Annotated in this window: 16 protein-coding genes; 3 read left to right on the top strand and 13 right to left on the bottom strand. The window is 68.4% G+C overall.

Features of this window, described 5'->3' with window-relative positions; all coding sequences use genetic code 11:
- Window positions 1-8: 8 nt before the first annotated feature.
- The 3 genes from CCE02nite_RS00080 to CCE02nite_RS00070 all read right to left on the bottom strand — a co-directional run bounded on the left by CCE02nite_RS00080 (window position 9) and on the right by CCE02nite_RS00070 (window position 3772).
- Window positions 9-1427: an XrtP-associated glycosyltransferase gene (locus CCE02nite_RS00080; RefSeq protein ID WP_255318538.1), complete on the bottom strand. Its 1419-nt coding sequence runs from the start codon at window positions 1425-1427 to the stop codon at window positions 9-11.
- Window positions 1428-1453: 26 nt separating this feature from the next.
- Window positions 1454-1615, bottom strand: a complete 162-nt coding sequence (locus CCE02nite_RS00075) for a peptidase (RefSeq protein WP_141386998.1) — start codon at window positions 1613-1615, stop codon at window positions 1454-1456.
- 108 nt (window positions 1616-1723) lie between these two features.
- Complete coding sequence (locus CCE02nite_RS00070; protein WP_170227148.1) at window positions 1724-3772, bottom strand: DUF6923 family protein; 2049 nt, start codon at window positions 3770-3772, stop codon at window positions 1724-1726.
- Window positions 3773-4308: 536 nt separating this feature from the next.
- On the opposite strand from CCE02nite_RS00070, the gene CCE02nite_RS00065 reads away from it, so the two are divergent.
- Window positions 4309-6240 (top strand): sigma-70 family RNA polymerase sigma factor, encoded by a 1932-nt coding sequence (locus CCE02nite_RS00065; protein ID WP_170227147.1) that lies wholly within the window; start codon window positions 4309-4311, stop codon window positions 6238-6240.
- Between the two features lie 225 nt (window positions 6241-6465).
- On the opposite strand, the gene CCE02nite_RS00060 is transcribed toward CCE02nite_RS00065, so the two are convergent.
- From CCE02nite_RS00060 to CCE02nite_RS00050, 3 genes are all read right to left on the bottom strand, one after another.
- Entirely contained in the window at window positions 6466-6732 is a 267-nt protein-coding gene (locus CCE02nite_RS00060) for a hypothetical protein (protein ID WP_170227146.1), read from the bottom strand.
- 221 nt (window positions 6733-6953) lie between these two features.
- Entirely contained in the window at window positions 6954-8597 is a 1644-nt protein-coding gene (locus tag CCE02nite_RS00055; RefSeq protein WP_141386990.1) for a glycoside hydrolase family 32 protein, read from the bottom strand.
- Between the two features lie 105 nt (window positions 8598-8702).
- The gene (locus CCE02nite_RS00050; RefSeq protein ID WP_255318537.1) at window positions 8703-10421 is read right to left on the bottom strand and encodes a glycoside hydrolase family 68 protein; all 1719 of its coding nucleotides are present in this window, start codon (window positions 10419-10421) and stop codon (window positions 8703-8705) included.
- 346 nt (window positions 10422-10767) lie between these two features.
- Here CCE02nite_RS00050 and CCE02nite_RS00045 point away from each other — a divergent pair, with 346 nt between their 5' ends.
- Complete coding sequence (locus CCE02nite_RS00045; protein WP_141386988.1) at window positions 10768-11745, top strand: choice-of-anchor L domain-containing protein; 978 nt, start codon at window positions 10768-10770, stop codon at window positions 11743-11745.
- A 275-nt stretch (window positions 11746-12020) separates the two neighbouring features.
- On the opposite strand, the gene CCE02nite_RS00040 is transcribed toward CCE02nite_RS00045, so the two are convergent.
- The 5 genes from CCE02nite_RS00040 to CCE02nite_RS00020 are packed head-to-tail and all read right to left on the bottom strand — an operon-like array spanning window position 12021 to window position 16548.
- Window positions 12021-13292, bottom strand: a complete 1272-nt coding sequence (locus CCE02nite_RS00040) for an SAVED domain-containing protein (RefSeq protein ID WP_141386986.1) — start codon at window positions 13290-13292, stop codon at window positions 12021-12023.
- A complete protein-coding gene (locus CCE02nite_RS00035) occupies window positions 13289-13753 on the bottom strand; it encodes a Mov34/MPN/PAD-1 family protein (RefSeq protein ID WP_141386984.1) in 465 nt (154 codons plus the stop codon). The genes CCE02nite_RS00040 and CCE02nite_RS00035 overlap by 4 nt, the downstream gene beginning before the upstream one ends.
- Complete coding sequence (locus tag CCE02nite_RS00030) at window positions 13750-15042, bottom strand: HesA/MoeB/ThiF family protein (protein WP_141386982.1); 1293 nt, start codon at window positions 15040-15042, stop codon at window positions 13750-13752. The genes CCE02nite_RS00035 and CCE02nite_RS00030 overlap by 4 nt, the downstream gene beginning before the upstream one ends.
- Window positions 15032-15574: a hypothetical protein gene (locus CCE02nite_RS00025; protein WP_141386980.1), complete on the bottom strand. Its 543-nt coding sequence runs from the start codon at window positions 15572-15574 to the stop codon at window positions 15032-15034. Before CCE02nite_RS00025 ends, CCE02nite_RS00030 begins: the two co-directional genes overlap by 11 nt.
- Window positions 15571-16548, bottom strand: coding sequence for a nucleotidyltransferase domain-containing protein (locus CCE02nite_RS00020; protein ID WP_141387516.1), 978 nt, complete (start codon window positions 16546-16548; stop codon window positions 15571-15573). The genes CCE02nite_RS00025 and CCE02nite_RS00020 overlap by 4 nt, the downstream gene beginning before the upstream one ends.
- Window positions 16549-16830: 282 nt before the next feature.
- Here CCE02nite_RS00020 and CCE02nite_RS00015 point away from each other — a divergent pair, with 282 nt between their 5' ends.
- Window positions 16831-19008: a KAP family P-loop NTPase fold protein gene (locus tag CCE02nite_RS00015; RefSeq protein ID WP_141386978.1), complete on the top strand. Its 2178-nt coding sequence runs from the start codon at window positions 16831-16833 to the stop codon at window positions 19006-19008.
- 58 nt (window positions 19009-19066) lie between these two features.
- Here the strand turns inward: CCE02nite_RS00015 and CCE02nite_RS00010 are convergent, their stop codons facing one another.
- A complete protein-coding gene (locus CCE02nite_RS00010) occupies window positions 19067-20911 on the bottom strand; it encodes a hypothetical protein (RefSeq protein ID WP_141386976.1) in 1845 nt (614 codons plus the stop codon).
- Window positions 20912-21095: 184 nt separating this feature from the next.
- Window positions 21096-21983: IS3 family transposase (locus CCE02nite_RS00005; protein WP_141386972.1), on the bottom strand; the 888-nt coding region annotated here is incomplete at its 5' end.

The following is a 21983-nucleotide window of genomic DNA, read 5'->3' as shown; positions in this document are numbered from 1 at the left end:
GTGGTCGGTCATGCTGCGATCTCCAGAGAGGGCTGTCGATGCTCGACAGGGGTGGCTACGGCGGGTTGCGCGGTGACAGGCGCACCCTGCGCACCCACCCGGTTGGTCTTCTCCCACCCGGAGCGGCCGCGCACGACGCGCCCGAGAGCGCGGAGCAGGACGGGGTAGGTGGCGTAGGTGTAGAGCCAGTAGCCGAGACCACGTGCCGTGGTCCTCAGCAGGCCGGCCCCGGGGTCGTCCGTGACGCGGTAGACGAAGGCCCAGATGACGAACGGGAGGATCCCGGTCAGGATCGTGAGGGGCCAGAGCCACCACACGAACTGCGCCCACTCGACGATCGAGTCGAAGTTCGCGGCGCCGTCGGCCACGACGCTCATGCCCACGAGGGGCCACAGGAACACTCCGACGAGACCGGTCCACGGGATGAGCAGGAAGTACGTGCTCTCCAGGGCCGCGGCGTTCGTGAAGTTGCGCGAGCTGAAGATCTCGGGGATGTACCGAGCGCACTGCATACCGCCCTGGCTCCAGCGCGTGCGCTGGCGCAGGTAGGCCCGCATCGAGGGCAGGGCCTCCTGCCGGACGACGGCATCGTGCACGTAGCGCGTCTCGTACCCGACGAGGATCGCGTGGATGCCGAGCTCGTAGTCCTCGAGCAGCGCTCCGTGCCAGGGTTCGCCATAGGTCGCGGCGATCGCGTCCAGGGCCGACAGGCGTGTGAACTGGCCATTGCCGCCCATGCCCGACGACGAGGTCCGCAGCCGCAGGGTCTGCATCGCGGCGATCGTGGTCCGGAACTCGATGTCCTGACAGCGCAGCAGCCACCGGGACCACAGGTTCTTCGCCGCGCGCTCCCAGCCAGGGCCGCTCGTGTGCAGGTCGATCCCGGCGTTGTTCATGGCGACCGACGCCTGAGCCGCGCCCACCCGTGCGTTGCCGAAGACGTCCGTGGCCGCCATGAGCTCGAGCGCGCCGGGCACCAGCTCGCCGTCGGCGTCGAGGACGCCGACGATCACCCGGTCCGACACGACGTCGCGGCCCGCGAGGTGCTGTCCGAGGGCGCGGTAGGCCGCGTTGAGCGCCTCTCCCTTGCCCTTGCGCGCGTCGGGTCGCTTCCGTGAGACCAGGTGGACCCGGCCGTCGCGGGCCGCGCGTGCGGCGACGATCGCCGCAGTCGCGTCGTCGCTGTCGTCGTCGACGATCCACACGTGAGCGTCGGGGAAGTCGCGCACGAACCGGTCGAGCGTCTGGCCGATGACCAGCTCCTCGTTCAAGCACGGGACGAAGAAGTGCCACTCGTAGGCCGACGCATCGCCGGGCACGGTCCGGGACCTGCGGACGAACGGCACGAGGATCGCGACGACGTAGGTCAGGAAGGCGACGAGCAGCACGAACGCCAGGACGTGAACATAGGTCAGGGTCGACAGCACGGTGAACGGATCTCCCGGGCCGCGGCTCAGTGCCGCACGTCGCGGAGTCGTGCCGTGCGGAGCAGCAGGACGCCGGCGACGACCGCTCCGACGGCGACGGCGACGTAGACGAAGGAGCTGAAGCCGGTGACCGCGAGCGTGGAGACCGTCGCCGCTCCGACGACGCCCCCTCCGACGGGCTTGTACATGGGTACCTCTCGTGACGCTGGTGATGACGGGGCTGGTGACGGGTCCGGAGAGCCGCCACCCGCCCTCGACGGCCCGAGCGAACGGGCCGTCGAGGGCACGTGGTCAGGTCAGGCGGCGATCGCCTGGCGACGGCGTCGGTGGACGCCGAGGCCGAGGCCGGCCAGCCCGAGGAGGCCGACCGAGGCGAGCGCGGCAGGGTCCGCGACCGGGATCGGCGGGATCTCGTCGTCCGTGATGCCGATCGTCACGATCGCCGTCGTCGACTCGCAGCCGTCGACGTGGATCGTGTACTCGAACGTGTCGGTGCCGGTGTAGCTGGCATCCGCCAGGTAGGTGACCGTCCCGTCCGCGTTGATGCGGACCCACCCGTGCTCCGGACCCGCGACGATGTGCGGCTCCGCGGCGGCGGGCTTCCTGTCGTTCGCCAGGACGTCGATGTCGACCGTCTCCCCACGCTTCGCGACCGCCTGGTCGTCGACGGCGCTCAGCGCGTCGGGCGGGCACACCGGCGCCTCGACGCAGGTGTTGACGCTCGACGTGTCGTTGATCGCGTTCGGGTCGGCCTCGTTCCCGACGACCGACGCGGTGTTCTCGACGCAGCCGACGAACTCGGCGGGCACCTTCGCGGTGATCGAGAACTCGCGGGACTGCCCGACGGCGAGGGCTCCACCCACGCAGGTGACGCTGCCCCCGTCGATGGTGCACTCCGGGCTCACGGCCGTGACGTCGGTCAGCTCCGCGGGCAGGTTGTCGGTGACGGTGTAGCCGGTCGAGTCGCTGGCGCCCTTGTTCGTCACGGTGAACGTGTACGTGAGCGTGTCCCCGGTGGCCATCGTCGCGGGCGCCGACTTGACCAGCTCCAGGTCCGTCGTCGGGTTGACCGGCACGGGCTCACCGCAGGTCCTCGCGGTCGAGGAGTTGTTGGCGGAGCTCGGGTCCTCCTCGTTGCCGAGGACGGTGCCCGTGTTGTCGATGCATCCGTCGAAGTCCGCGGTGGTGGTGCCGGTCACCTGGATGACCGCGTTCTGCCCCGAGGCGAGCACACCGCCCGTACACGTGAGGACGTTGCCGTTCACGGTGCAGCCCGGGGTGACCGAGGTGACGTTCGACAGCTGCGCCGGCAGCGCGTCACGGACCACGAAGCCGCTGGACGTTCCCGGGCCGTGGTTCGTCACCGTGAGGGTGAACGTCACCGGGTCGCCGCTGGTGAAGGTGGCCGGCGCGCTCTTGACGATCCCGAGGTCCACGGGCTGCCCGGGCATCGCCGCGGCGTCGTTGTTGGAGCTGGCCGGGCCGGCCTGCTGACTGATCAGGCGGAAGGTCGGGTTCGCCGACGCAGGGTCGTCGATGGCGATCTGGTGCACGGTGCCGTCCCAGTTGCGGGAGAGCCCGATGTTCCCGTTGCCGTAGACCCACTGGCCTCCCGTCGCGCCGAGCAGGCCGAGGGAGTGGGTCACGTCGAACACGTCGACGTGACCGCTGACCGGGTCGATGCGGTAGAACGCGCTGCTCGTGTCGAGGCCCTTCTGCCCCCAGACGAACCCGTCCTTGAACACGATGTCGGACAGGTCGGGGACCTGCTCGTCGAGCTCGATCACGCGGGCGGTGCGGGTGTTGATGTCGACCGCGTAGAGCTGCTTCATCACCGGGTGCGTCGGCTGCTCCTCGACGCGCACCCAGGCGCGGACGAACAGCGTGTCGGCGAACTGGCCGTCACCGACGGTGCCCTGGTTCCAGTACTGGAGCGTCCCGTCGGCCAGCGGGTACAGGCCGGAGACGGCACCGAGGACCGTCACCTCGCCACCCTGCCCGACGCGGACGAGCTGGTTCTTCTCCGCCGTCGCCGTCGAGCGGCGCATGCCGTAGACGTAGCCGTCGCTCTCGCGGTACCCGATGGCGTTGTACCCGTACGACGAGACGCCGCCCTCGTGCCGGAACTCGACGGCGCCGGCACCCTGGACGGCCGTGTACAGCCCCGTCGGGTCGTCCTGCCCCACGAAGACGAGCGGCGGGTCGGAGGGAAAGGCACCGGCTGCCGCGCTCGCCGGGCCGGCCATGACGACGGCGGAGGTGCCGATCGCCATCGCGGCCGCAAGCCCCGCGACGGAGCGGGTGATCCACCCGTTCCGTCGCCGGGGCGCTCGGGCGTTCTTCATGTGAAGTCTCCTTGCTGTGTGTCGGTCGAAGGCGACGTCGAGTGCCTTCCGAGGGTCCGGACACCAGCCGGCCGCGACTGTGACGCCGCTTCGAAGATTGCCGTCGACGTGGCGGACGACACACGTGGCACCGACGTGCTCGCGAGCGCCGACCGACGCGACGTGCCCGTCGGAGAGGACTCGCAGGCGAGAGCCGCGAACCGGTGCCGTCGTCACGGCGTCGAGGAGGACAGGGCGCTCCGAGCGGGCCCTGTGCCGCCCACCGTCGCGGGCGTCCCGGCAGGGGGACGGCGACCGGATTCGCCCGCCCCAAGAAGTGGGGGGTCCCCGCATCGCGGGCGTGCCGACCTTCTACCGTCGTAGGCGTTCGCCCTCCGCCCGGCCTCCCGCCCGGCACCACGAGGCGCCGTCGCGCGGTCCGACGACCACGCACCAGAGGCCCGTCGAAGGGCCCTCGTCATCTTTCTTGCCGTCCCGTGTCCAGGCAGTACGTCGGCGCGTCGCGCCCCGACTGGACGAGGAAGGGAGCTCGACCGGTGTCTGCCGCCACCATCGCCGAATGGGCGTCGACCGCCGCCCCCGTGTCGGACCTGGAGCTGATCAACCAGGTTCGCGCCGGGAGCAACGACGCCTTCGGGGCGCTCTGGGTTCGTCACGGCGACGCCGGGCTACGCGCCGCGCGCCAGATCACCCGAAGGTTCGACCCCGAGGACCTCGTGCAGGAGGCGTTCACCCGCGTGCTCGCCGCGATCCGTCGCGGCCACGGCCCGACCGACGCGTTCCGCCCCTACCTGTACTCGGCGATCCGCCGCATCTCCATGAACTGGACGCGGGACAGCAGCGAGGCGGCACCGCTCGAGGACCTCGCCGACCAGATGGACCCCGAGGCGCTCTTCGAGGACTCCGCGCTGGAGCGGACGATCACCGGCCGGGCGTACTCGAGCCTGCGCAGCGAATGGCGCTCCATCCTGTGGTACACGGAGGTCGAGGGCATCCCGGCCCGCGAGGCCGGCACGTTCCTGGGTCTGAGCCCGAACGCGGCCGCCGCGCTCGCCTACCGGGCCCGCGAGGGGCTCAGGATCGCGTGGCTCCGAGCGCACGTGAACTCCGGAGGTGTCTCCGACACGTGCAAGTGGTCCGTCGAGCGACTCAGCCCCTACAAGCGCGGCTCGCTCGCCCGGCGTGATCGGGACGTGCTCGAGGAGCACCTCACCTCGTGCCTGCGGTGCGCGATCCTCCTCGAGGAGCTGGACGACATCGCCGGCAACCTCAAGATCGTCATCCTCCCGCTGGTCGCGGGAGCCGGGATCCTTGCGCTCGACGCCCTCCCTCACGCCGGGGTGGCGGTTCACGCCGCTTCAGCCGCCCACGCCACCTCAGCCGTGGGTGCCGCGTCGGGTGCGACGCTCGCCGCGACTCCGCCCGCCCTCGGCCTCGCGAGCCTCACCAGCCTCACGGCAGTGCTCGCGACCGTCTCGGTCGTCGTCGGGGTCACGGTCGCCGGGCTCAGCTCTCCCACCCCGGAGGCCCCGACGGCACCGGAACCCGTCGCTCACGCCGCTCCGGAGTACGTCACGGGGACGACCGCCGTACCTGCCCCGGCACAGCCCGAGGACGCCGAGGTCCCGCGAGTACGTCCGCCGGCGGTCGCCCCTGTCGAGCCGTCGACGGTCGTGCAGGACGACGCGTCCTCGCCGTCGGCGGTGCCTCCCGCGACGGGCACTCCCCCGGCGGCACGTGACGACGAGCCCGCCGACACCCCCGACCCCGGCGACACGGCTGCGCCGACCGGCGCCACCCCTCCGGTGCCCGTCGAGCCCACGGACGCGACTCCTCGCGGTCCGGTCGAGCCGGCGCCGACGGATCCTCCTCCGGCTCCTCAGCCCCCGGCGGCTCCCGGCATGCTCGGCTTCCGGGACGGCGCGATCTACCTCCCGCAGCTGCACGGCACGGGGGTGCCGGGTGCGCTGGTGACCGTGAGCTCGTCCGACGGCATCGCCCTGGGAGAGACCGTCGTGAGCGAGAACGGCACGTGGACCGTCACCGCACAGCTCGCGGAGATCCCCGCCGCCTCCCTCTACGTGTCCGCGCTACAGAGCGTCGACGGCGTGACCTCGGACGCGAGCGAGCTGATCGGTCCCTTCCTCCTCGAGGCGCCCGACGTCGTCGAGCTGCGCGACGATGTCGCCGTGCCCACCGTCGTCTTCGCCGGTCGCGCGGGGACCGTGGTCGAGGCGCTCGTCGACGGCGTGCCCACCGGTAACCTCCACGAGCTCGGGGACTCCTCCCTGCTGCGTCAGGTCGCGGGCCTCGCCCCGGGTACTCACACCCTCTCCCTGCGCTATGTCGACCCCGCGACCGGCCGTGTCGGCGCGGCTCGCACCGTCGACTTCGTCGTCGCCGAGGGGCGGCCTCAGACGGTCGGCAACCCGGAGGACGGCACGGACACGTCAGTCCCGGCGCTCTGAGCCCCCACGGGGAGACTGACGGCCCTCCACCCCGGGGGCCGGTCGAGCGACTCCGTCGGACGCGGTGCGGAAGACCCGAGGGTTCGACTACCGCAGCAGCACCGATGCCAGGACTCCGAGGGCAGCACCGATGACCATGGCGACGGGGACACCGACGCGTGGCGAGAACGGAGCGACGCGACGCAGGGACTTCATGGTGGGATCTCCAGCTGCGGGGGACGGGGCTCAGGCGAGCTGAGCCGGGTGGGTCGGGGTGGTCAGGGTGTGCGCCGCTGCCTCGAAGGCCATCGCGGCGAAGGGGCTCGGCACGGGCCCTCCCCAGCCGAGCAGGGCGAGCTCGATGTCACCGATCACCAGCCTGGCTCCCGTCCACCATCGACCGGAGTGGCCGTCCGACTCGGCGAGAGCGAGGATGAAGACGTTGAGGAGCTCGTCCCTGAGCTCCTCCGACGAGCCCGACGACTCCAGCGCCGCCTCCATCAGCCGCACCACCCCCATCACCCCACGAGAGAACTCCTCGTCTCGGCCGTGATGGCGTGCGCGAGCCGCCCGGGTGTACCGGTCCACGGCCTGTCGCAAGGTTCGTCGTGGCAGCGGCCCGGCCACTGCGAGGTCGCCCGTCTCCGTACGTGTCACATCTGTCAGGACACGGCTCCCGGCACTTCATGACGTCCGAGCGGCCGGGCCACCTCGGGCGGGATCACACGCTCGCCTCACCAGATCGAGGCCAGCTGCGTCACCTCGAGCGATCGCAGCATCGCCGTCCCCCCGCGTGCGTAGACCGACAGTCCGACGGTGCCCTCGCCGGGGTAGACCACCATGGTCCCGGTCAGGGCACCGTCGTCGACGAAGGCCTCGACGGAGGCCTCGTCGACGAGCACGCGCAGGCGCACCACGCCGTCCACCGGCGCGTACGGCGCCGTGCGGCGGACCCCGAGCTCGGCGTTCTCCCCGCTCCTGTCGGGCAACGTGGTGAGGCCGGCGTGCGTCCGGTCCAGGAAGAAGCCGTCGGGGCCGACGCCGACGACCGCCGCCTCCTCGACCGACCCGTCCTCGCCCCGACGCTCCCGCACCCGCAGTCCGACCTCTTCGACGTCGCCCATCTCGATCTCCGCCACCACCTGGTAGGTCGCGCCCGGGTCGTCGAGCACCGCCTCGCCGTCCTCGAGCGCGAGGTCGGTGACGGTCGTGGTCCCGTCACCCAGTACCTCGAGCTCGGGGACGGGCGACTGCGCGAGGACGTACCCGCCGTCGGGCAGTACCTCGCCCGACGGCGCTGGGGCGCCCGGATCCACGCGCCGCAGGGACAGCTCGCGAGGGACGCTCATCGCGTTCTGCCACGGTGCGGTCGGAGCGGAGTAGGGGAAGCGCCAGCTGCCCATCCAGGCGAGCCAGAGCCGGCGCGCGTCGGGGGCGTGCTCGAACGTCTGGGCGGCGTAGAAGTCCTGGCCCACGTCGGTGATCTGCACGGTCTCGGGTGACGTCGCGGGGTCGCGCGTGAACGTCGTCCCGTCGAAGTCGCCGACGAAGTACTGGGCCGTCGACCCGTTCGTCTCCTCCGAGTCCCCCACGCTCACGGTGAGCACCCAGCGCACGTCGTCCGGATCCCCGTCCACCGGCAGGGGGAACAGGTCCGGGCACTCCCACACCGCCGAGTGCAGGCCCTGCCCCTCCCCGAAGGTGCTGAGCCGCTCCCAGTGCAGGAGGTCCGGGGAGCCGTGGAGCTCGACGCCGTCCCCCACGGAGACGACCATGACCCACTGGTGCGTCGCCTCGTGCCAGAAGACCTTCGGGTCGCGGAAGTCGCCGCGGCCGTCGTTCGGGATGACGGGGTTGTCCGCGTATCGCTCCCACGTGCGGCCCCGGTCGGTGCTGTACGCGAGCGACTGCGCCTCGCCGCCCTCGGTCGAGGTGTACACCGCGACGAGGCCACCCTCCCCTCCAGGGAACAGCCCCGACGTGTTCGCCCCGTCGACGACGACGCTCCCGGAGAGGGCCTGTCCGAGCTCGTCGTGCTCGAGCGCCGTGGGGAGTGTCTTCCAGTGCACGAGGTCCGTGCTCACCGCGTGCGCCCACGTCCCGTCCTGCTGGTGGAACAGGTGCCACTCCCCCGCGAACCACACGAGCCCGTTCGGGTCCGCGAGGCGCCCCTCGGGCGGGCTGTAGTGGAACTGCGGACGCCACCGCTCGGCGTACGCCGTGCTCTCGGGCGGGCCGGGCGTCGTCGTGCCCGACGGCGCCCGGTCGTCCTCCGGCGTGCCGGTGCACCCCGCGAGCAGAGCGAGCGCGAGCGCGACGGACGCCGCGACCCCGCGTGACGGGACGCGCCGTGCCGTAGAGCTTCCGGTTCTCGCCATCGTCACCACGCTAGGCACCGTGGCATCCCGCCCGCCCGCCGGGACGCGAGGGAGGGGCGACGGCCGGGTGCCGCCGCCCCGCCTCAGGCGTGCTGCCCTCGTCCGCTACGGGAGCGGTCTCGGGTCGGGGTCGGGCGAGACGTCCTGCTCGGCGTTCGCGGGAATGTCCCCGTATCCGCCCAGGCCACCGTCTCCGTAGGAGCGGTCGACGACCGCGCTGGTTCCCGCGATGTTCAGCTTCACCGTCGGGGCGAGCGTCCCACCGCGTCGCACGTCCGGGTTGCCGATGGCGTCGATGAACGACTCGACGAGGCCTCCCGGCATGACGTAGTGCGAGTAGGACTGGAACGCGTGCGCGGTCTGGAACGGGTCCGGGCTCGCAGGGGTCCCGACCGCGTAGTTCAGGTTCGTCGGGTTGCCCAGGGCGAGCCCGCTCCCTTCGTTCAGCGGCTGGAAGTCGGACCGGATGCCGTTGCCCACGAACCCGTAGACGCCGTCCGGACCGTCCAGGTACCAGTACCGCGGATCGGTGGAGTCGGTGTCCGGGCCGCGCGCGAACGTATGACGGTGGCTGATCGTGAACAGGTAGTACTTCGAGCCCTGCACGTAGATCTGCGGACGCTCCGTCTGGTCGTTGACGCAGTTGCCGGACAGGATCGGCGGCAGGTACCGCCACTGCGTCATCGCCTTGTTCTCGGCGACGGCGAGGCCCACGTTCGCCATCTGGAAGTTCGCTCCCGAGGCCGTCACCGTCTCGGGCAGCTCGGCGTACGGGTCGCCCTCGCGGTAGCCGAGGTCCTCGGCCGTGCACGGCACGGACCCGCGCTCGCCGCCCGTGTTGCCCTCGAACACCATGTACGTCGGGCTGTCCTCGGCGTTCGGGTCCTCGAAGGTGAACGGGTCGCGGAAGTTCACGAACGCGTTCTGGTCGCGGGTCTGGTAGTACGTCCCGTCCGGCACGAGGAGCTGGTGCTGGTCACGTGCGCCGGTGAGCCACACGCCGTCCTCGTCGGCGAAGATGCGCAGCTCGGTCTGGACGATGCGCGGGTCGGCGGGCTGGATCTCCTGGTCGTTCGCGTCCCGGTAGAACGCGACGGCGGTGTAGAACATCCGCAGCTTGTTGCCCTCCATGATCCGGGTCGACCCAGACCACTCGGTGACCGTCGAGAACGACTGGTCCTCGAAGATCGCACCCGCGGCGCCGTCCGGGAACACGTGGCCCCCGTAGATCCAGCCGCCGTTCGCCGGCCGCTCGTCGGCGGGCACGTCAGCGGGCCTGTAGAAGAACCCGATCCGCGCGTGGGTGTGCCGGTCGTCGAACGTGTACCCGGCGGTCGAGTCGGCGACGAGCGAGAAGATGACCTCCCAGCCCTTGAAGCTCAGCTGGTTCGAGTGCTCGTCCGTCAGCGTCCAGGTGTCCCACACCCAGACCTGGGTGCCCTCGTCGTCCACCAGGACCGGGAAGTCCTGCGGGATCTCGGGCATCGTGTACTCCTCCGGCATGGAGTTCTCACCCGCAGGGGCGGACGGGTCGGTCATCGCCCGCATCTGGAGCGCGTCGGCGCGCGTCCAGCGCGCCGTGAAGTCACTCTCCGGGTCGTATGCCTGCTGGCTGTGGATCGACGGCGCCGGGAACCCGGGGAACCTGAACGGCGTGACCGTCGTGTCGTCGGTCGGGTCGTCGGCCGGCGGCGCCGTGTCGTCCGTCGTGGTCTCGGTGGGCGACGGGGGCGTCGGTGCCTCGTCGTCCTCGGCCGCCAGTGCGGTCGTGGAACCGATCGTGATGGTTCCCAGGAGGAGGCCGGTGGCGAGCAGACCGCTCACCAGCCCCTTCGTGCGTGGTCGTGTGCGTGTCGAAGACTTCACGTCCGTTCACCTTCTGCTGGATGCGTGAGCGTCTTCGTCCGAACGGTTCTCCCCCAACGTTTTCGAGAGTAGTGTGACGCACACCACACCTGTCAAGCCGTTGGCAGGCATCTCGCAAGACCGTCACAGGGGGTGACACCCAGGGTGCGTCCCATCGCACCCGACGACTGGCAACGACGCCGGCCGCTCACGCGGCTTCGGCTGAACGGCACGCGAATCTCGCGACATCTCCTCCTCCATGACGCACGCGTCGCGCCCTGCGCGACGGCGCCCTCGGGCGCACTCCCACGACTCATGGAGCATCATGAACACCTCAACAGCCCACGGCCGACCACCGGCCGAGCCACGACGCGGGCCCCGCCTTCACCGACGCGCCGCCCGCGCTGTCGGCATCGTCTGCGCGGCCACGCTCGCCACGAGCGGCGCGGTCGCACTCGCACTGCCTGCAGCCTCCTCGCCCGGACAGAGCGTCACCTCCCTGCGCGACCTCGAAGCGGAGGACCTCGCCGCGACGATCGCCGGGCGCGGCATCACGGTGCGCAGCGCCACCTTCTCGGGCAACGACGTCCAGGCCGGCCGCTTCTCCGGGATGAACGCCACCGGCCTCGCACGTGGTGTCGCCCTCACGACAGGCTCGGTCATCGACGCCGACCCCCAGTCCGACACCGACACCGACTTCTCCGCCTCGGCCGTCCTCGGCCCGAACGAGAAACTGACCACCACCGGCGACCTCGGGGGCGCAGGCGCGCGAGCGCTCGACCGCCTGGTCGGGCAGACCACCTACGACGCGGCCGTGCTCACCCTGCGGGTCGTTCCGTCAGGCAACCGCCTCTCCTTGTCCTACGTCTTCGGCAGCGAGGAGTACGCCGGGTGGAGCGAGCAGGAGTATGCCGACGCGTTCGCCATCTGGGTGAACGGCCAGCCGTGCTCCACCGTCCCGCGCACACGTGACCTGGTGTCCACGGCCACCGTCAACGCGAGCTCCCACCCCGAGCTGTACGTGGAGAACTTCGCGCCGAACGACCCGGGCGCCGGGACGCACGACACCGAGCTCAACGCGTTCACCACGGTCCTCACCTGCGACGCCCGCGTCACACCGCGCCGGGTCAGCACCGTGCGGGTCGCCGTGGCCGACACCCGCGACGGCCAGCTCGACAGCACCGTCCTGCTCGGGCGGGACTCTCTCGTGTCAAGCAGGGGCCACGGCCCCCAGGCCGACCGAGATCACCGCGACCACGGCAGGTGGAACCACGGCGGACAGTACTGGCAGATCCGACGCTGACAGAACCGGACGCACACCGGCACGGCCGAGCGTCTGCTGCCGGAACGTGCTGGAGAGCACGAGGCGTGGGCGTCCCTCGCAGGGGACGCCCACGCCTCTCGGGCGCACCCCGCAGCGCACGAGAAGTAGCCCGCATCTCGACACCAGCTGTCGACGTGCAGCGCAGATTGCACGGACACGCCGCTGTACCTTGCAAGATCCCGGGCGTGTCGCGGGGGCTGCGAAAAGTACGTTGCACAGCGTCTGCTCAGCCTCGGTTGGGGGCAGTATCGCTTTCAGAGGAGCACCTCTCGAACAGCTCCACCCGTCGTCGACGAGAGCAGGCGCAGAGCCGGGAGGTAAGACGGTCCCTGGGTGTCATCCCATTCGTAGGCGGTGACACGCACGGTGTTGAGGAGAGATCCGACGAGGATCGCCATGGCGAACGGACCGCGTACCAGAAGGTCGATCTCGGCGTTGGCGTTGGCGGTAGAGAACTGGCGGATGCGGTACGCCGCTTCCGCTGCGAGCTCTCCGGCACTGGCCGGGTCGAGCGGGTTGTCAGAGATGTGTCGCAGGTGCGCCCACACCGCCAACGAGGATCGGTTCTCATCGACGAACTTCTGGAAGGCCGTGTCGCTACGCGGGGACATCAAGTCGAGGTAGACGGCGACGCGCGGGCGACCGATGGTCTTGCTGCCGTTGGAACCGGGCCCACTCGCAACGACCGTGAGGCTCGGCTTGTCGGGCATGCGCGCGATGCCATCGCAGGCCCAAGCCATGCCCCGCTGGTCGATCACCTCGAGCCGTCCGATTCGCGACGCTGGGAGCGCCATGCCGATGGCGAGAGCCACCGAGAGGTGGGCGCCGCCGGTCACTCTGACGCCCTTGGCACCCGCCCTGGTGACCGCGGTCGGGAGGAACTGGATGACATCGGCGAGGTCGACGAGGCCCTCAGCGCTTGGCAGCCTCTCGTGCTCCGAGGGGCGAATGCGGATGTCTAGTTCGCTACCGGTGCGGTCATACACCTGCGGAGTATTGCGGGTCTGGACAGTGAGGTTAAAGGTTCCATCATTCGACTCGACCGCGGAGCGCCGATGGGCGATGCGGTGGAACACCATGCCTCGGACAAGTGCGACGAGGCCGTCGCGCGTGCTTGCTTTCTGGTCGACACCTGTGAGGGTCTCGGTAGTTCGGTTCAGGACGCGGTCAGGCGCCCCGTAATCCACGGCACCGGACTCCTTCCGAACGGCGTTGACGATGCCGAGGGCGAAGTCGCTGTGGTTCTCATGCAGGTTGATGAGGCGTGGTGCCTCGACCTCTTGGATGACCGGGCTGAGTTCCACGTCCGGGGTGATGACAAGGACGGCTCCGGAGAGGCCGGAGTCGATGGCCTGCTTGAGACGCTGGTTGGTGTCGCCGGGAGGGAGGTCGTCCACATCTCGCCACACGGGGATCCCTGCTGCACGGAGAAGCCATGCGAGCTCGGCCGTGGTGTCGGTGCCGTCGCTGTGGCGGTAGGAGATGAAGACCGGATCGGTGTGATCGAATTCAGTCGTTGCGGTCATTGAGGATCTCCAAGGCTTACTTGCACGGGGTTCACGGCGTCGCGAGTGATGACCCAACCAGCTACAAGGGCGTGGCGCTGATCGTCCAGTCCGATGATGACGCTCAGGAATCGATCGAAGTCTAAGTCCGGATCTTGCAGGTGACGGGCGTATGAGGCGAGGTCGATCGGGCTGGGCACGGGAGGCGTGGTCGGGTGCGTATGCCAGTCGCCTATCCACGTCGCACGGTCCGACTCCCACGCAGCGGCCGCGAGCCGCGCGGCATGGTCTCGGTCGCGGAGGAACGTGTCGCGGCCGCGCTGTGAGTTCGGTCCCGGATCGCCCGCAATGGTGACCTGGAGGACGTCGCCAAAGTCGTGGCCGAGAAGGATGCCGCCGGTCTCAAGGCGACTTGGTCCCGCGGCGACTTCCTGTCGGATGGTGTTCCAGGCAGCAGCAGTCACGTGGATCGCCGGACTCATGGGTGACAGGTGGTGCAGTCGGGACGCGGGGAGGGCAGGCCGGCCCAGTTCACTTGCAGGGCGCGATCGAGGTCGAACGGGGCTGCCATGTCTCCGGGCGGTCGCAGACCGATGGTGGCATGGTCGCCGGGGAGTCTTTGAGTGTGGTCACCGTGTCTTGACTCGAGTAGCGTCGCGATCGCTGCCTTTGCTGCGAACTGCCCGACGAGATGCAGGTCGGCTCCAACGGCCGTCATGGGACGGTGGATGAAGCCGGTGCCATAGTCGAGTTCCTGCGCAGCCTCCGCATCGAGAGCACCTTGGTCGCGGAGGCTCTGGCGAAGGCAGAGCAGGCAGCCGTGTCGCGGACCGGGACGGAGCCGGATGACCTCCGCGACGGCTCCGTCGTCGAGGACGCAGGCGAGAATGGCGGGTTTGCCGGCTCGCCGAGCGAGATGGCTTACGACGCGGCGAGGCGCAATGCCATCCGCTGCACAAAGAACAAGATCGACCTCCGCAAAGAGCGGCCGCATCCGGTGCGCGTCCTCAACTACATCGAGCCGGTAGGCGTCGGCCACGGTGTTCGGCCATCGCTTCTCGAGTGCCGTCTTCATGGCGTCGACCTTGTAGCGCCCGACAGCGTCGTGGCCGAGCACGTGGCGGACCATGTTGTGCCAGAGGAACCGATCAGGGTCGACAAGTGCCACAGTTCCCACGCCGTACTGAGCGAGCGCCTGCGCGGCGGCGCCACCAATGCTGCCGAGTCCGATAATGGCGACACTCGCACGCTGGAGATCGGCAACCGGCCACTTGCCCTCGAGTTGACTGAGTCCAAACGTCACCGGTTCGACAGCAAGCGGCATTGGCCTGACGCCATCTCGTCTGACAAGCCAGGCGGCAAACCTCTGTGCTCCAAGCGCGACCCACTCGGAGGGGATGTCCGGGTCATGGGTCATCAGGAAACCGGTCTTGGCGCCAGGGTCTCGGAGCGACGGGATCCACTCCCTGAACAACTTGTAAGGCAACTGCACGTCGGCACCTCGTCGCAGCATGTCGAGGTGTGACTCGTTGATGCCTGGCGCCGGCTTCGTCATCCACTGCCCGGCGAAGACCTCCCCCTCCCAGTTGAGGACCCGGTAGTTCGGCAAAGCGATCTTGAAGCCCACGTTGTTCCAGGCGACCCGCCTCACCACATACATGTCCTCCGACGGCAGGTAGTGGAGGTTGAGCTCGCCGACGTTGCTGTCGGCATCTTCGATGCGTTGGGCCGCCTCACGCGGCAGGACGACGAAGGGGTGATCAACGTTCATTGGGCAGTGGCTCTGCGATTAGGTGGTCGCGCGCAGGGTCGCTGACGATGCCGTTGGTCGTCATGGAGTCGACGACCCCGGCCTTCATGAGGGCGTACTCGATGCGCCAGCCAGCTGCTTTGAATAGGAGTTCGACCGGGCTCGTCTCCGGTGTCCAGTCGCCCTCGGTCTGGAGCAGGCACAGCGACCCGCCGGGAGCAACGTGCCACCTGTGCTGGGTCCGCTCCTCCAGCTCCGGCACTGGGTCGAGCACCACGATCCGCGGGGGCAGCACCGGGTGAGCGGCCGAGTAGGACATCACGACCGACACCCCTTTGGGGACGAGGTTCTGAAGCCCTTCGGGTTCGGGCCGGTCGAACGGCCAGATCGGCAGGTCACCGATCCAGCGCCCGTGATGCTCCACCTGGCCGCCGTCGGTCTTCGGGGGCTCATACGTGAGGCCTGGGGCAAAGTTCGAGATCGCGGCGAGGTCGCGTTCGAGGATCTCGGGCTCCGCATCGGGCCAGAAGATCGGAGCAGGCGCCCTGCTCATCCCTGCGGCGTGTCCTTCACGGGGCGCGGCTTGTCAGGCACGACAGGCGGGATGATCGCCGGCTTCCCGGGAGCGGGCGGCGGGGACGGGAACCCTTCTCCAAAGACCTCACCCCACAGGCGGATTGCGGCGGCATGGTCACCGACCGCCTGCTTGGACCACGCGGCGCCCGCCTTCGTGGCGGCGTCCCTGAGGCACTGCGCGAGTTTGTCGTAGTCGAGGCTGTTCTGAATCGGACCGCAGATCCCCGCCGGGTCAACGACCTCGTACCCATCCTCGATATAGGTGGCGGCTCGCACGAAGAACTCCTTGACGGCGGTCGACTGCACGCTCCCGTCGTGGCGCAGGAACTCCAGAGCGAGGACTTCCATCACGAGGGACTTGATCGTGATGCCCGACTGGTCCTTGGCCCACGTCTTGAGCATCCGCACGGTCCCGGGGTACTTGCTCCAGTCCGCGGTGCGCGACGCGACCTGATCGATCAGGTACTCGGGGTTGGCGGGGACCCAGTCCGAGGAGGTCTTCTCCGGGATGAGCAGACCGGAATCAGTTCGGAACGCGGGCATGGCGTCCACCGTGAAGGCGCCTGGATCGTCGGGGTCGTCGACGAAGCACTTGACGGCGTGGTTGCCCGGGCGCGCGAGGCGGACCAGCCGCTCGTGAGTTCCGTTGGTGGCGCCGAGGAGCTCGTTGACCTTGGCACCGGTGTACTTGAGCGCGTCTTCGGCGGAGCTTCCGGGCTGTCCCCAGTCGGGATGCTCTTCGCGGTCGTAGACGATGACGACGTCGACGTCGTTGATGGGCTTCTTGTGCGTCTTTCGAGCGAGGGATCCAGAGATGAACACCTCGACGACCTCGTCGAGCTTCTCGAAGGCGCTCTTGAAGGCGTTACCGCGGCGACGCGCCTCCTTCACTGATGCCGGGTCGGCGTCCACATAGGACTGATAGTGGCCAAACGCGTCGCTGACGTTCACTGAGCTTCTCTCCCCTGATGCCTTGAACCTGTCCGGTGGATCCCTTGAGGACGCGTTCGGGATGCCTCCGACCGCAACAGCGACGGTACGCGGTACCACCGACAGGCAGGCACTCGTGAGGCTCCTGGGCATGTCCCCTGGCAGGACGCGATCGGGCAGGTCCGGCAACGTCGCCCCAGGGGGTTCATCTCATCGCTTGGCGCTCCCAACGCGCCCCATGCTCAAGCCATCCTGGCGCTGGTTGCATTGGTGGTGTCGGCGTTGGCCGCTACGGTCACAGGCATGTCGGACACGCGCGAGCCAACACGGCCAGGTCTCCTGAGCGATGACGCCCGTGATGGGACCGAAACGCGTCCCGACGAGCTGGACCGCCAACGCTACGCGGACCACCTCGCGAGGCTCCTGGACAACGTCCGCGCGCAGAGCGAGTCAACGGTCCTCGCGCTCATCGGCGACTGGGGTTCTGGCAAGAGTTCCGTCCTCGAGATGCTCGAACGTCGGCTCAAGGAGCCGTGGCGCGTCGCGGTCTTCAACCCTTGGACGTACCCCGATACCCCGAGCCTGCACCGAGGGTTCTTCAACGAGCTCACGTCAGCACTCCCCGAGGGAGAACGACCTGGGCGCGCCCGCACAAAGATCGGGGACTTCGCACGGACGATCAGTCCACTCGGAAAGCTTGGCAACCTCGCTGGTCTTGACGCACAGGACTTGATCAAGGCTGCAGGAGATCTCATCGCCGGCGACACCAGCGCCTCAGCGGCCAAGAAGTCCGCCGAGGCTGCGCTGCGCCGGGCCAACGTCCCCATTCTGATGGTCGTCGACGACCTCGACCGCCTGACGCCTGATGAGTTGCTGGAGGTTCTGAAACTCGTGCGCCTCGTCGGGCGCCTCCCACATGTGTACTACCTCTTGTCGTACGACGAGCGAACTCTGCTTGATGTGCTCTTGCGCACCCCAGTCAGCGGTGACGATGAGGGAAGGGCTCGGGCCTATCTCGAGAAGATCGTTCAGGTGCGGCTCGACATGCCCGCCTTCCGAGCAACTCAGCGGGCAAGACTGCTGAACGACGGGCTGGACAAGGCTGGGGTGGCCGTCGGTCTGCTTCTGACTCCAGAGGATGAGCGCCGACTGGGCGAGATCTACTTCAGTGTCCTTGACCGTCGCCTGTCGACTCCCCGCACGATCACCCGCTTCCTCGGCCAGATCCAAGCCTTCTACCCGCTGCTGCACGGCGAGGTCGACTTCGTCGATTTCTTCCTCGTGAACTGGCTGCGCACCCAGGAGCCCGGCGTCTACCGGATGCTCCAGAGCTATCGCGACGATCTCCTCGGGCGCGACCTCTCGCACTTCACCATCGGCCGCGACGCCACCGCCCAGGCAAGCCGGCGGGCACGGTGGGACGAGCGCCTTAGAGCCGCACACGTTCAGCAAGCCGACCTCCCTGGTGTGATCAAAGTCCTCTCCGCACTCTTTCCGCAGTTCGAAGCCGCATTCAGAGACGTGCAGTACCTCGCCCAGGCACGACAACGGTCGACGCCAAAGGCGATCAGTCACGTTGACTACTTCGACCGCTACGTCAGTTTCGGTGTCCCCGAGGAAGACGTCTCCGATGTCGATGTCGAGACAGCGATCGAGGATCTCACGACGTCAGCAGAAAGCCCGGCAGTCGCGCGACTCAGCGTGGAGATCGCCAACCAGACGGCACGAGCCATGCGCAAGCTCGAAGCGCTCCGAGAAGCCCAGGTGCCCCTGCCCGAGACTGCACTCTTCGACCTCATCGCACAAACGTCGCCCAAGATCGACCGGATTCGCAACGACCTCTTCGACAACCCTTGGCGCTCCGCCATACGGGGCGGGGCCGCATGTCTCGCCGCAATGGGCACAGAACGAGCCGTCGACGTCGTCACTCGACTCGGCAACATCGAGGAGCTTGAGGAGTACGTCGTCAAAGTCGTTGGATTCCTGAAGCCTCGGGACACGAACATGGACGACGAACGCCTGCCAGCCGGGTACGACTTTTCTGCCGTAGAGGCCGCAGCATCTGCGCTCATTATCGCCTCACTTGAAAGACATGCCGCGACTAGCCCACTCGAAGACGGTGCCATGACCAACTTCTGGACATGGCAACACCTCGACCCAGATGCGGCTAATACCTGGCTTGTGAACCAGGTCGACATCGGACGCTGGACCATGGCGGATACGATGGGTGCCTTCACGACAATACAGTTCCCGATTGGCGTGCCGAACCCAGAACCGAGCATCGGTGACTTCGAACTCCACGCCGTCGACCAGATCTTCGGCCTCGACCGCGTCCTCGCTGAACTGGACTCCGATCTGGACGCTGTCATCCCGCTCAAGGGCGACACCTTCCGAACTTCGGCGACCCCAGAGAACCGGGTTCGGCACGCACTGCTCCGCCTGAAGTTGGAACGGGACGCGCGCGCCAACTCGGGTGAGTAGCGCGTGGTGGCCAGGGGCGGTCCAGGTGCTTGTCCACATCCAGTCGGCCGACTGCTGCCTACGCGGTTACCGCCTTCTCGTCACGCTCGGGCTCACCGTCGGCGTCCGGGCTCGCTTGATCGACGAGCTGCCGATACAGCTTCCAAATCGGCCACTCCTGCATCATGGCTCGGGCATCGTCCGGGAGCTGGCTCGAAAGGAACTGGGCTTCCTCGCGTTCCTCGAGCAGCAGTGCGCACGCTAGCTCGCGCTGCACGGACATCTCGTCGTCCGACTGTGCTGAAGTCCGCTTCATCGCGCGGATCTTTGAGCGCTCAGCGGACGCCAGATCGCCTCGTCGCCACGCGATCTGCCAGCGGTTGATCATATGAGCGTCCCCAGCCCCGTCATGCCTGATGATCCACTCGTTCAGTCGGTCGGCACCGCGAAGGAACTCGTCGCGTCGTGGACCGCCGGCATCGAAGCGGTCGAGCAGGTCTCGCATGCACTGGTTAGCTACCGCTGTCGTCCGCTCGGCGTCCGCGATGCTCTCGTACGCCGAGTCGATCGCCTCCAGGCGGAGGTTGAGCACCCTGGGGAGGTGCTCTGCCTCCACGACGTCGTACGCGGTGACGGGGATCGTGACCTCACGCTCGTCCTGCGCGACCCATCGGAACATCCTCGGTGAGTCGGGGTTGAACGGGTCGATGTACTGCCATGCGCCCTCCTCCCCCTGCGCGACCACGAGCATCACAGCCCACGGGCCGATATTCACGAGTACCCGTCCGGGCGTTCCGTCGGGGTTTCCTGCGGCGACTCCGTTGATGAAGACGCTGTGCAGAACGTTGAGGCTCTGAATGTGCTGGTCCGTGAGGGTGTCCATGTCGATGAGCGCACAGTTGATGGCGAGCCGGTCGAAAAGCTCCTGCATGCGGCGCAAGTAGGCCAGGTGCTGGCGCATGTCGTCGAGGTCCAGGGGCGTGGCCGAGTCCCTCCTGCCGATCGACACCGCGCGGTCGCCGAACGAGATCTGGCCGCTGTCCGCGATGCCCACGATGAACTCAAGCGCACGCTTGCGCGCGGCAAAGTTGCTCGGGTAGGTGAAGTTAAAGGTTGCGACCTGGCGGCCTGGGTCCTCCCGAAGGACCATCGACAAGCTGTCGTCCAGCTTGATGAGGGTCTGGTCGGGCGCAGTCCTCTGAACTGTGAAGCTCTCGAAGACGGCACGTCCGGCGACAACCTGAAGTTCCACGGTGCGCTCGACGTAGTCGCCGGGCACGATGTCGAAGTCACCGTCGAGTGGGACCTGCGAGCCGTCCTTAGTCGTGACCTCGATGGCGAACGCGCTCTCGCCGATGCGCAGGTGGGTCGGGACCGTGAAGTCGACGTGCTCGACGGTGGCGACAACCATAGACGTCACCGTCTCGAACAGGGAAGGGTCCGTGCGGGCGAACGGGTTCTGCCGCGAGCCGCGGTGGACTACCTCGACGATGCGCTCCAGGTCCGCGGGGTCGCGTGGAAGCTTAGTCAGCCGCACCGCGACGCTCTTCTGCCCGGCGGGGATGCCCTCCAGAACGCGTCGGATCGTGAAGGGCGTTAGGGCGGCGTAGAGCGGCCGGCCCTTGCCATTGCTCGGGTGGTAGTCGACGCAGAGCAGGAGCAGGCCGTTGTTCCCCATATGAGCCTCAAGCACGATGCGCTCAAGCGAGAACGAGAGAGTGGGCTTCTTCTTCCCCTTGCGACCCTTGACCTGCGCGTTTACACGACCGCGCCAGGTCTCCTTCGACCACTCGCCTGAGCTGTAGATCTCGATGTGCCCGTCCGTCAGCAGCACCTTGTCGTGTGTTGCGAAGACCGGATCAAGGAGAAGGCAGCGGCTGAAGAGCGACATCATGTCGCCGACGGCTCGGGTCTCCGTGCTCATCCGCAGATGCTAGCCGCACGCCATTGCCGAGACCGTGCACCTGCACCTGCACCTGCACCTGCCGCAAATAGGGCCGCAAGTACTGCCAGTGCCCTGCGTCCCGTTCGCGCACGAGATGCTCGCGCGTTCGTACGGGTGGACGGACTGAGTCGCCCCGGTGAGTCCGGAGACTTCGTGGGTTGCGTCAGGCCGGGACGGCTTGGCGCTGTCGGTGACTGTAGTAGAACGCCTCGGCCTCGATCGGCGTGAGGTCGTCGATGGACCCGTGGGTCCGTTCGGTATTGAACCAGTGGACCCACTCAAGGGTTGCCGCCTCGACCTGGTCGCGGCCCTTCCACGGCCCCTCACGGTGGATGAGCTCGGTCTTGTAGAGGCCGATCTGGGACTCGGCCAAAGCGTTGTCGTAGGCGTCGCCGACAGACCCGACCGACGCGTCGATGCCGTGCTCGATGAGCCGGTCGGTGAACGCGATCGAGGTGTACTGGGACCCGGCATCGGTGTGGTGGACCAGCCCGGTCAGGTCCGTGACGCCCTCGGTGCGGCGGGTCCACATGCCCATCTCGAGGCAGTCGAGGACGAGGTCGGTGCGCATCGACGTCGCGGCCCGCCACCCCAGGATGCGGCGGGAGAAGACGTCGAACACGAACGCGACGTAGAGCATGCCCGACCACGTCGGCACGTAGGTGAAGTCCGCGACCCACAGCTCGTCGGGCTTGAACGCGGCGAAGTACCTGTCGACCAGGTCCTTGGGACGGGACGCCCGCGGATCCGCGACCGTGGTCACGGGTCGCCGGCCGCGCACGGCTCCGGCGATGCCGAGCTCGCGCATGAGCCGCTCGACGGTGCACCTGGCCACGTCGTGCCCGTTCCGCCTCAGCCGCAGCCAGAGCTTGCGGGCGCCCAGGACACCGCGCTTGGACCACTCGGCCCAGATCACGGCCTTGAGCTCCTCGTCGCGCACCGCCCGCTTGGACGGAGACCGGTCGAGTGCCTCGTAGTACGTGGACGGGGCGATCTTGATGCCGTGCTCGGTGAGCACCGCACAGATCGGCTCGACTCCCCACCGCAGACC

It is taken from the genome of Cellulosimicrobium cellulans, assembly GCF_006539945.1.
In the GTDB taxonomy this organism is placed as follows: domain Bacteria; phylum Actinomycetota; class Actinomycetes; order Actinomycetales; family Cellulomonadaceae; genus Cellulosimicrobium; species Cellulosimicrobium cellulans.
Note: the sequence above shows the minus strand (reverse complement) of the source record. Positions and strands in the feature narration are given on the sequence as shown.

Coding starts and splice junctions, on each gene's coding strand:
- CCE02nite_RS00075 (WP_141386998.1), bottom strand. CDS start 1,615: ATGTACAAGCCCGTCGGAGGGGGCGTCGTCGGAGCGGCGACGGTCTCC.
- CCE02nite_RS00070 (WP_170227148.1), bottom strand. CDS start 3,772: ATGAAGAACGCCCGAGCGCCCCGGCGACGGAACGGGTGGATCACCCGC.
- CCE02nite_RS00055 (WP_141386990.1), bottom strand. CDS start 8,597: ATGGCGAGAACCGGAAGCTCTACGGCACGGCGCGTCCCGTCACGCGGG.
- CCE02nite_RS00045 (WP_141386988.1), top strand. CDS start 10,768: ATGAACACCTCAACAGCCCACGGCCGACCACCGGCCGAGCCACGACGC.
- CCE02nite_RS00040 (WP_141386986.1), bottom strand. CDS start 13,292: ATGACCGCAACGACTGAATTCGATCACACCGATCCGGTCTTCATCTCC.
- CCE02nite_RS00035 (WP_141386984.1), bottom strand. CDS start 13,753: ATGAGTCCGGCGATCCACGTGACTGCTGCTGCCTGGAACACCATCCGA.
- CCE02nite_RS00030 (WP_141386982.1), bottom strand. CDS start 15,042: ATGAACGTTGATCACCCCTTCGTCGTCCTGCCGCGTGAGGCGGCCCAA.
- CCE02nite_RS00025 (WP_141386980.1), bottom strand. CDS start 15,574: ATGAGCAGGGCGCCTGCTCCGATCTTCTGGCCCGATGCGGAGCCCGAG.
- CCE02nite_RS00015 (WP_141386978.1), top strand. CDS start 16,831: ATGTCGGACACGCGCGAGCCAACACGGCCAGGTCTCCTGAGCGATGAC.
- CCE02nite_RS00010 (WP_141386976.1), bottom strand. CDS start 20,911: ATGAGCACGGAGACCCGAGCCGTCGGCGACATGATGTCGCTCTTCAGC.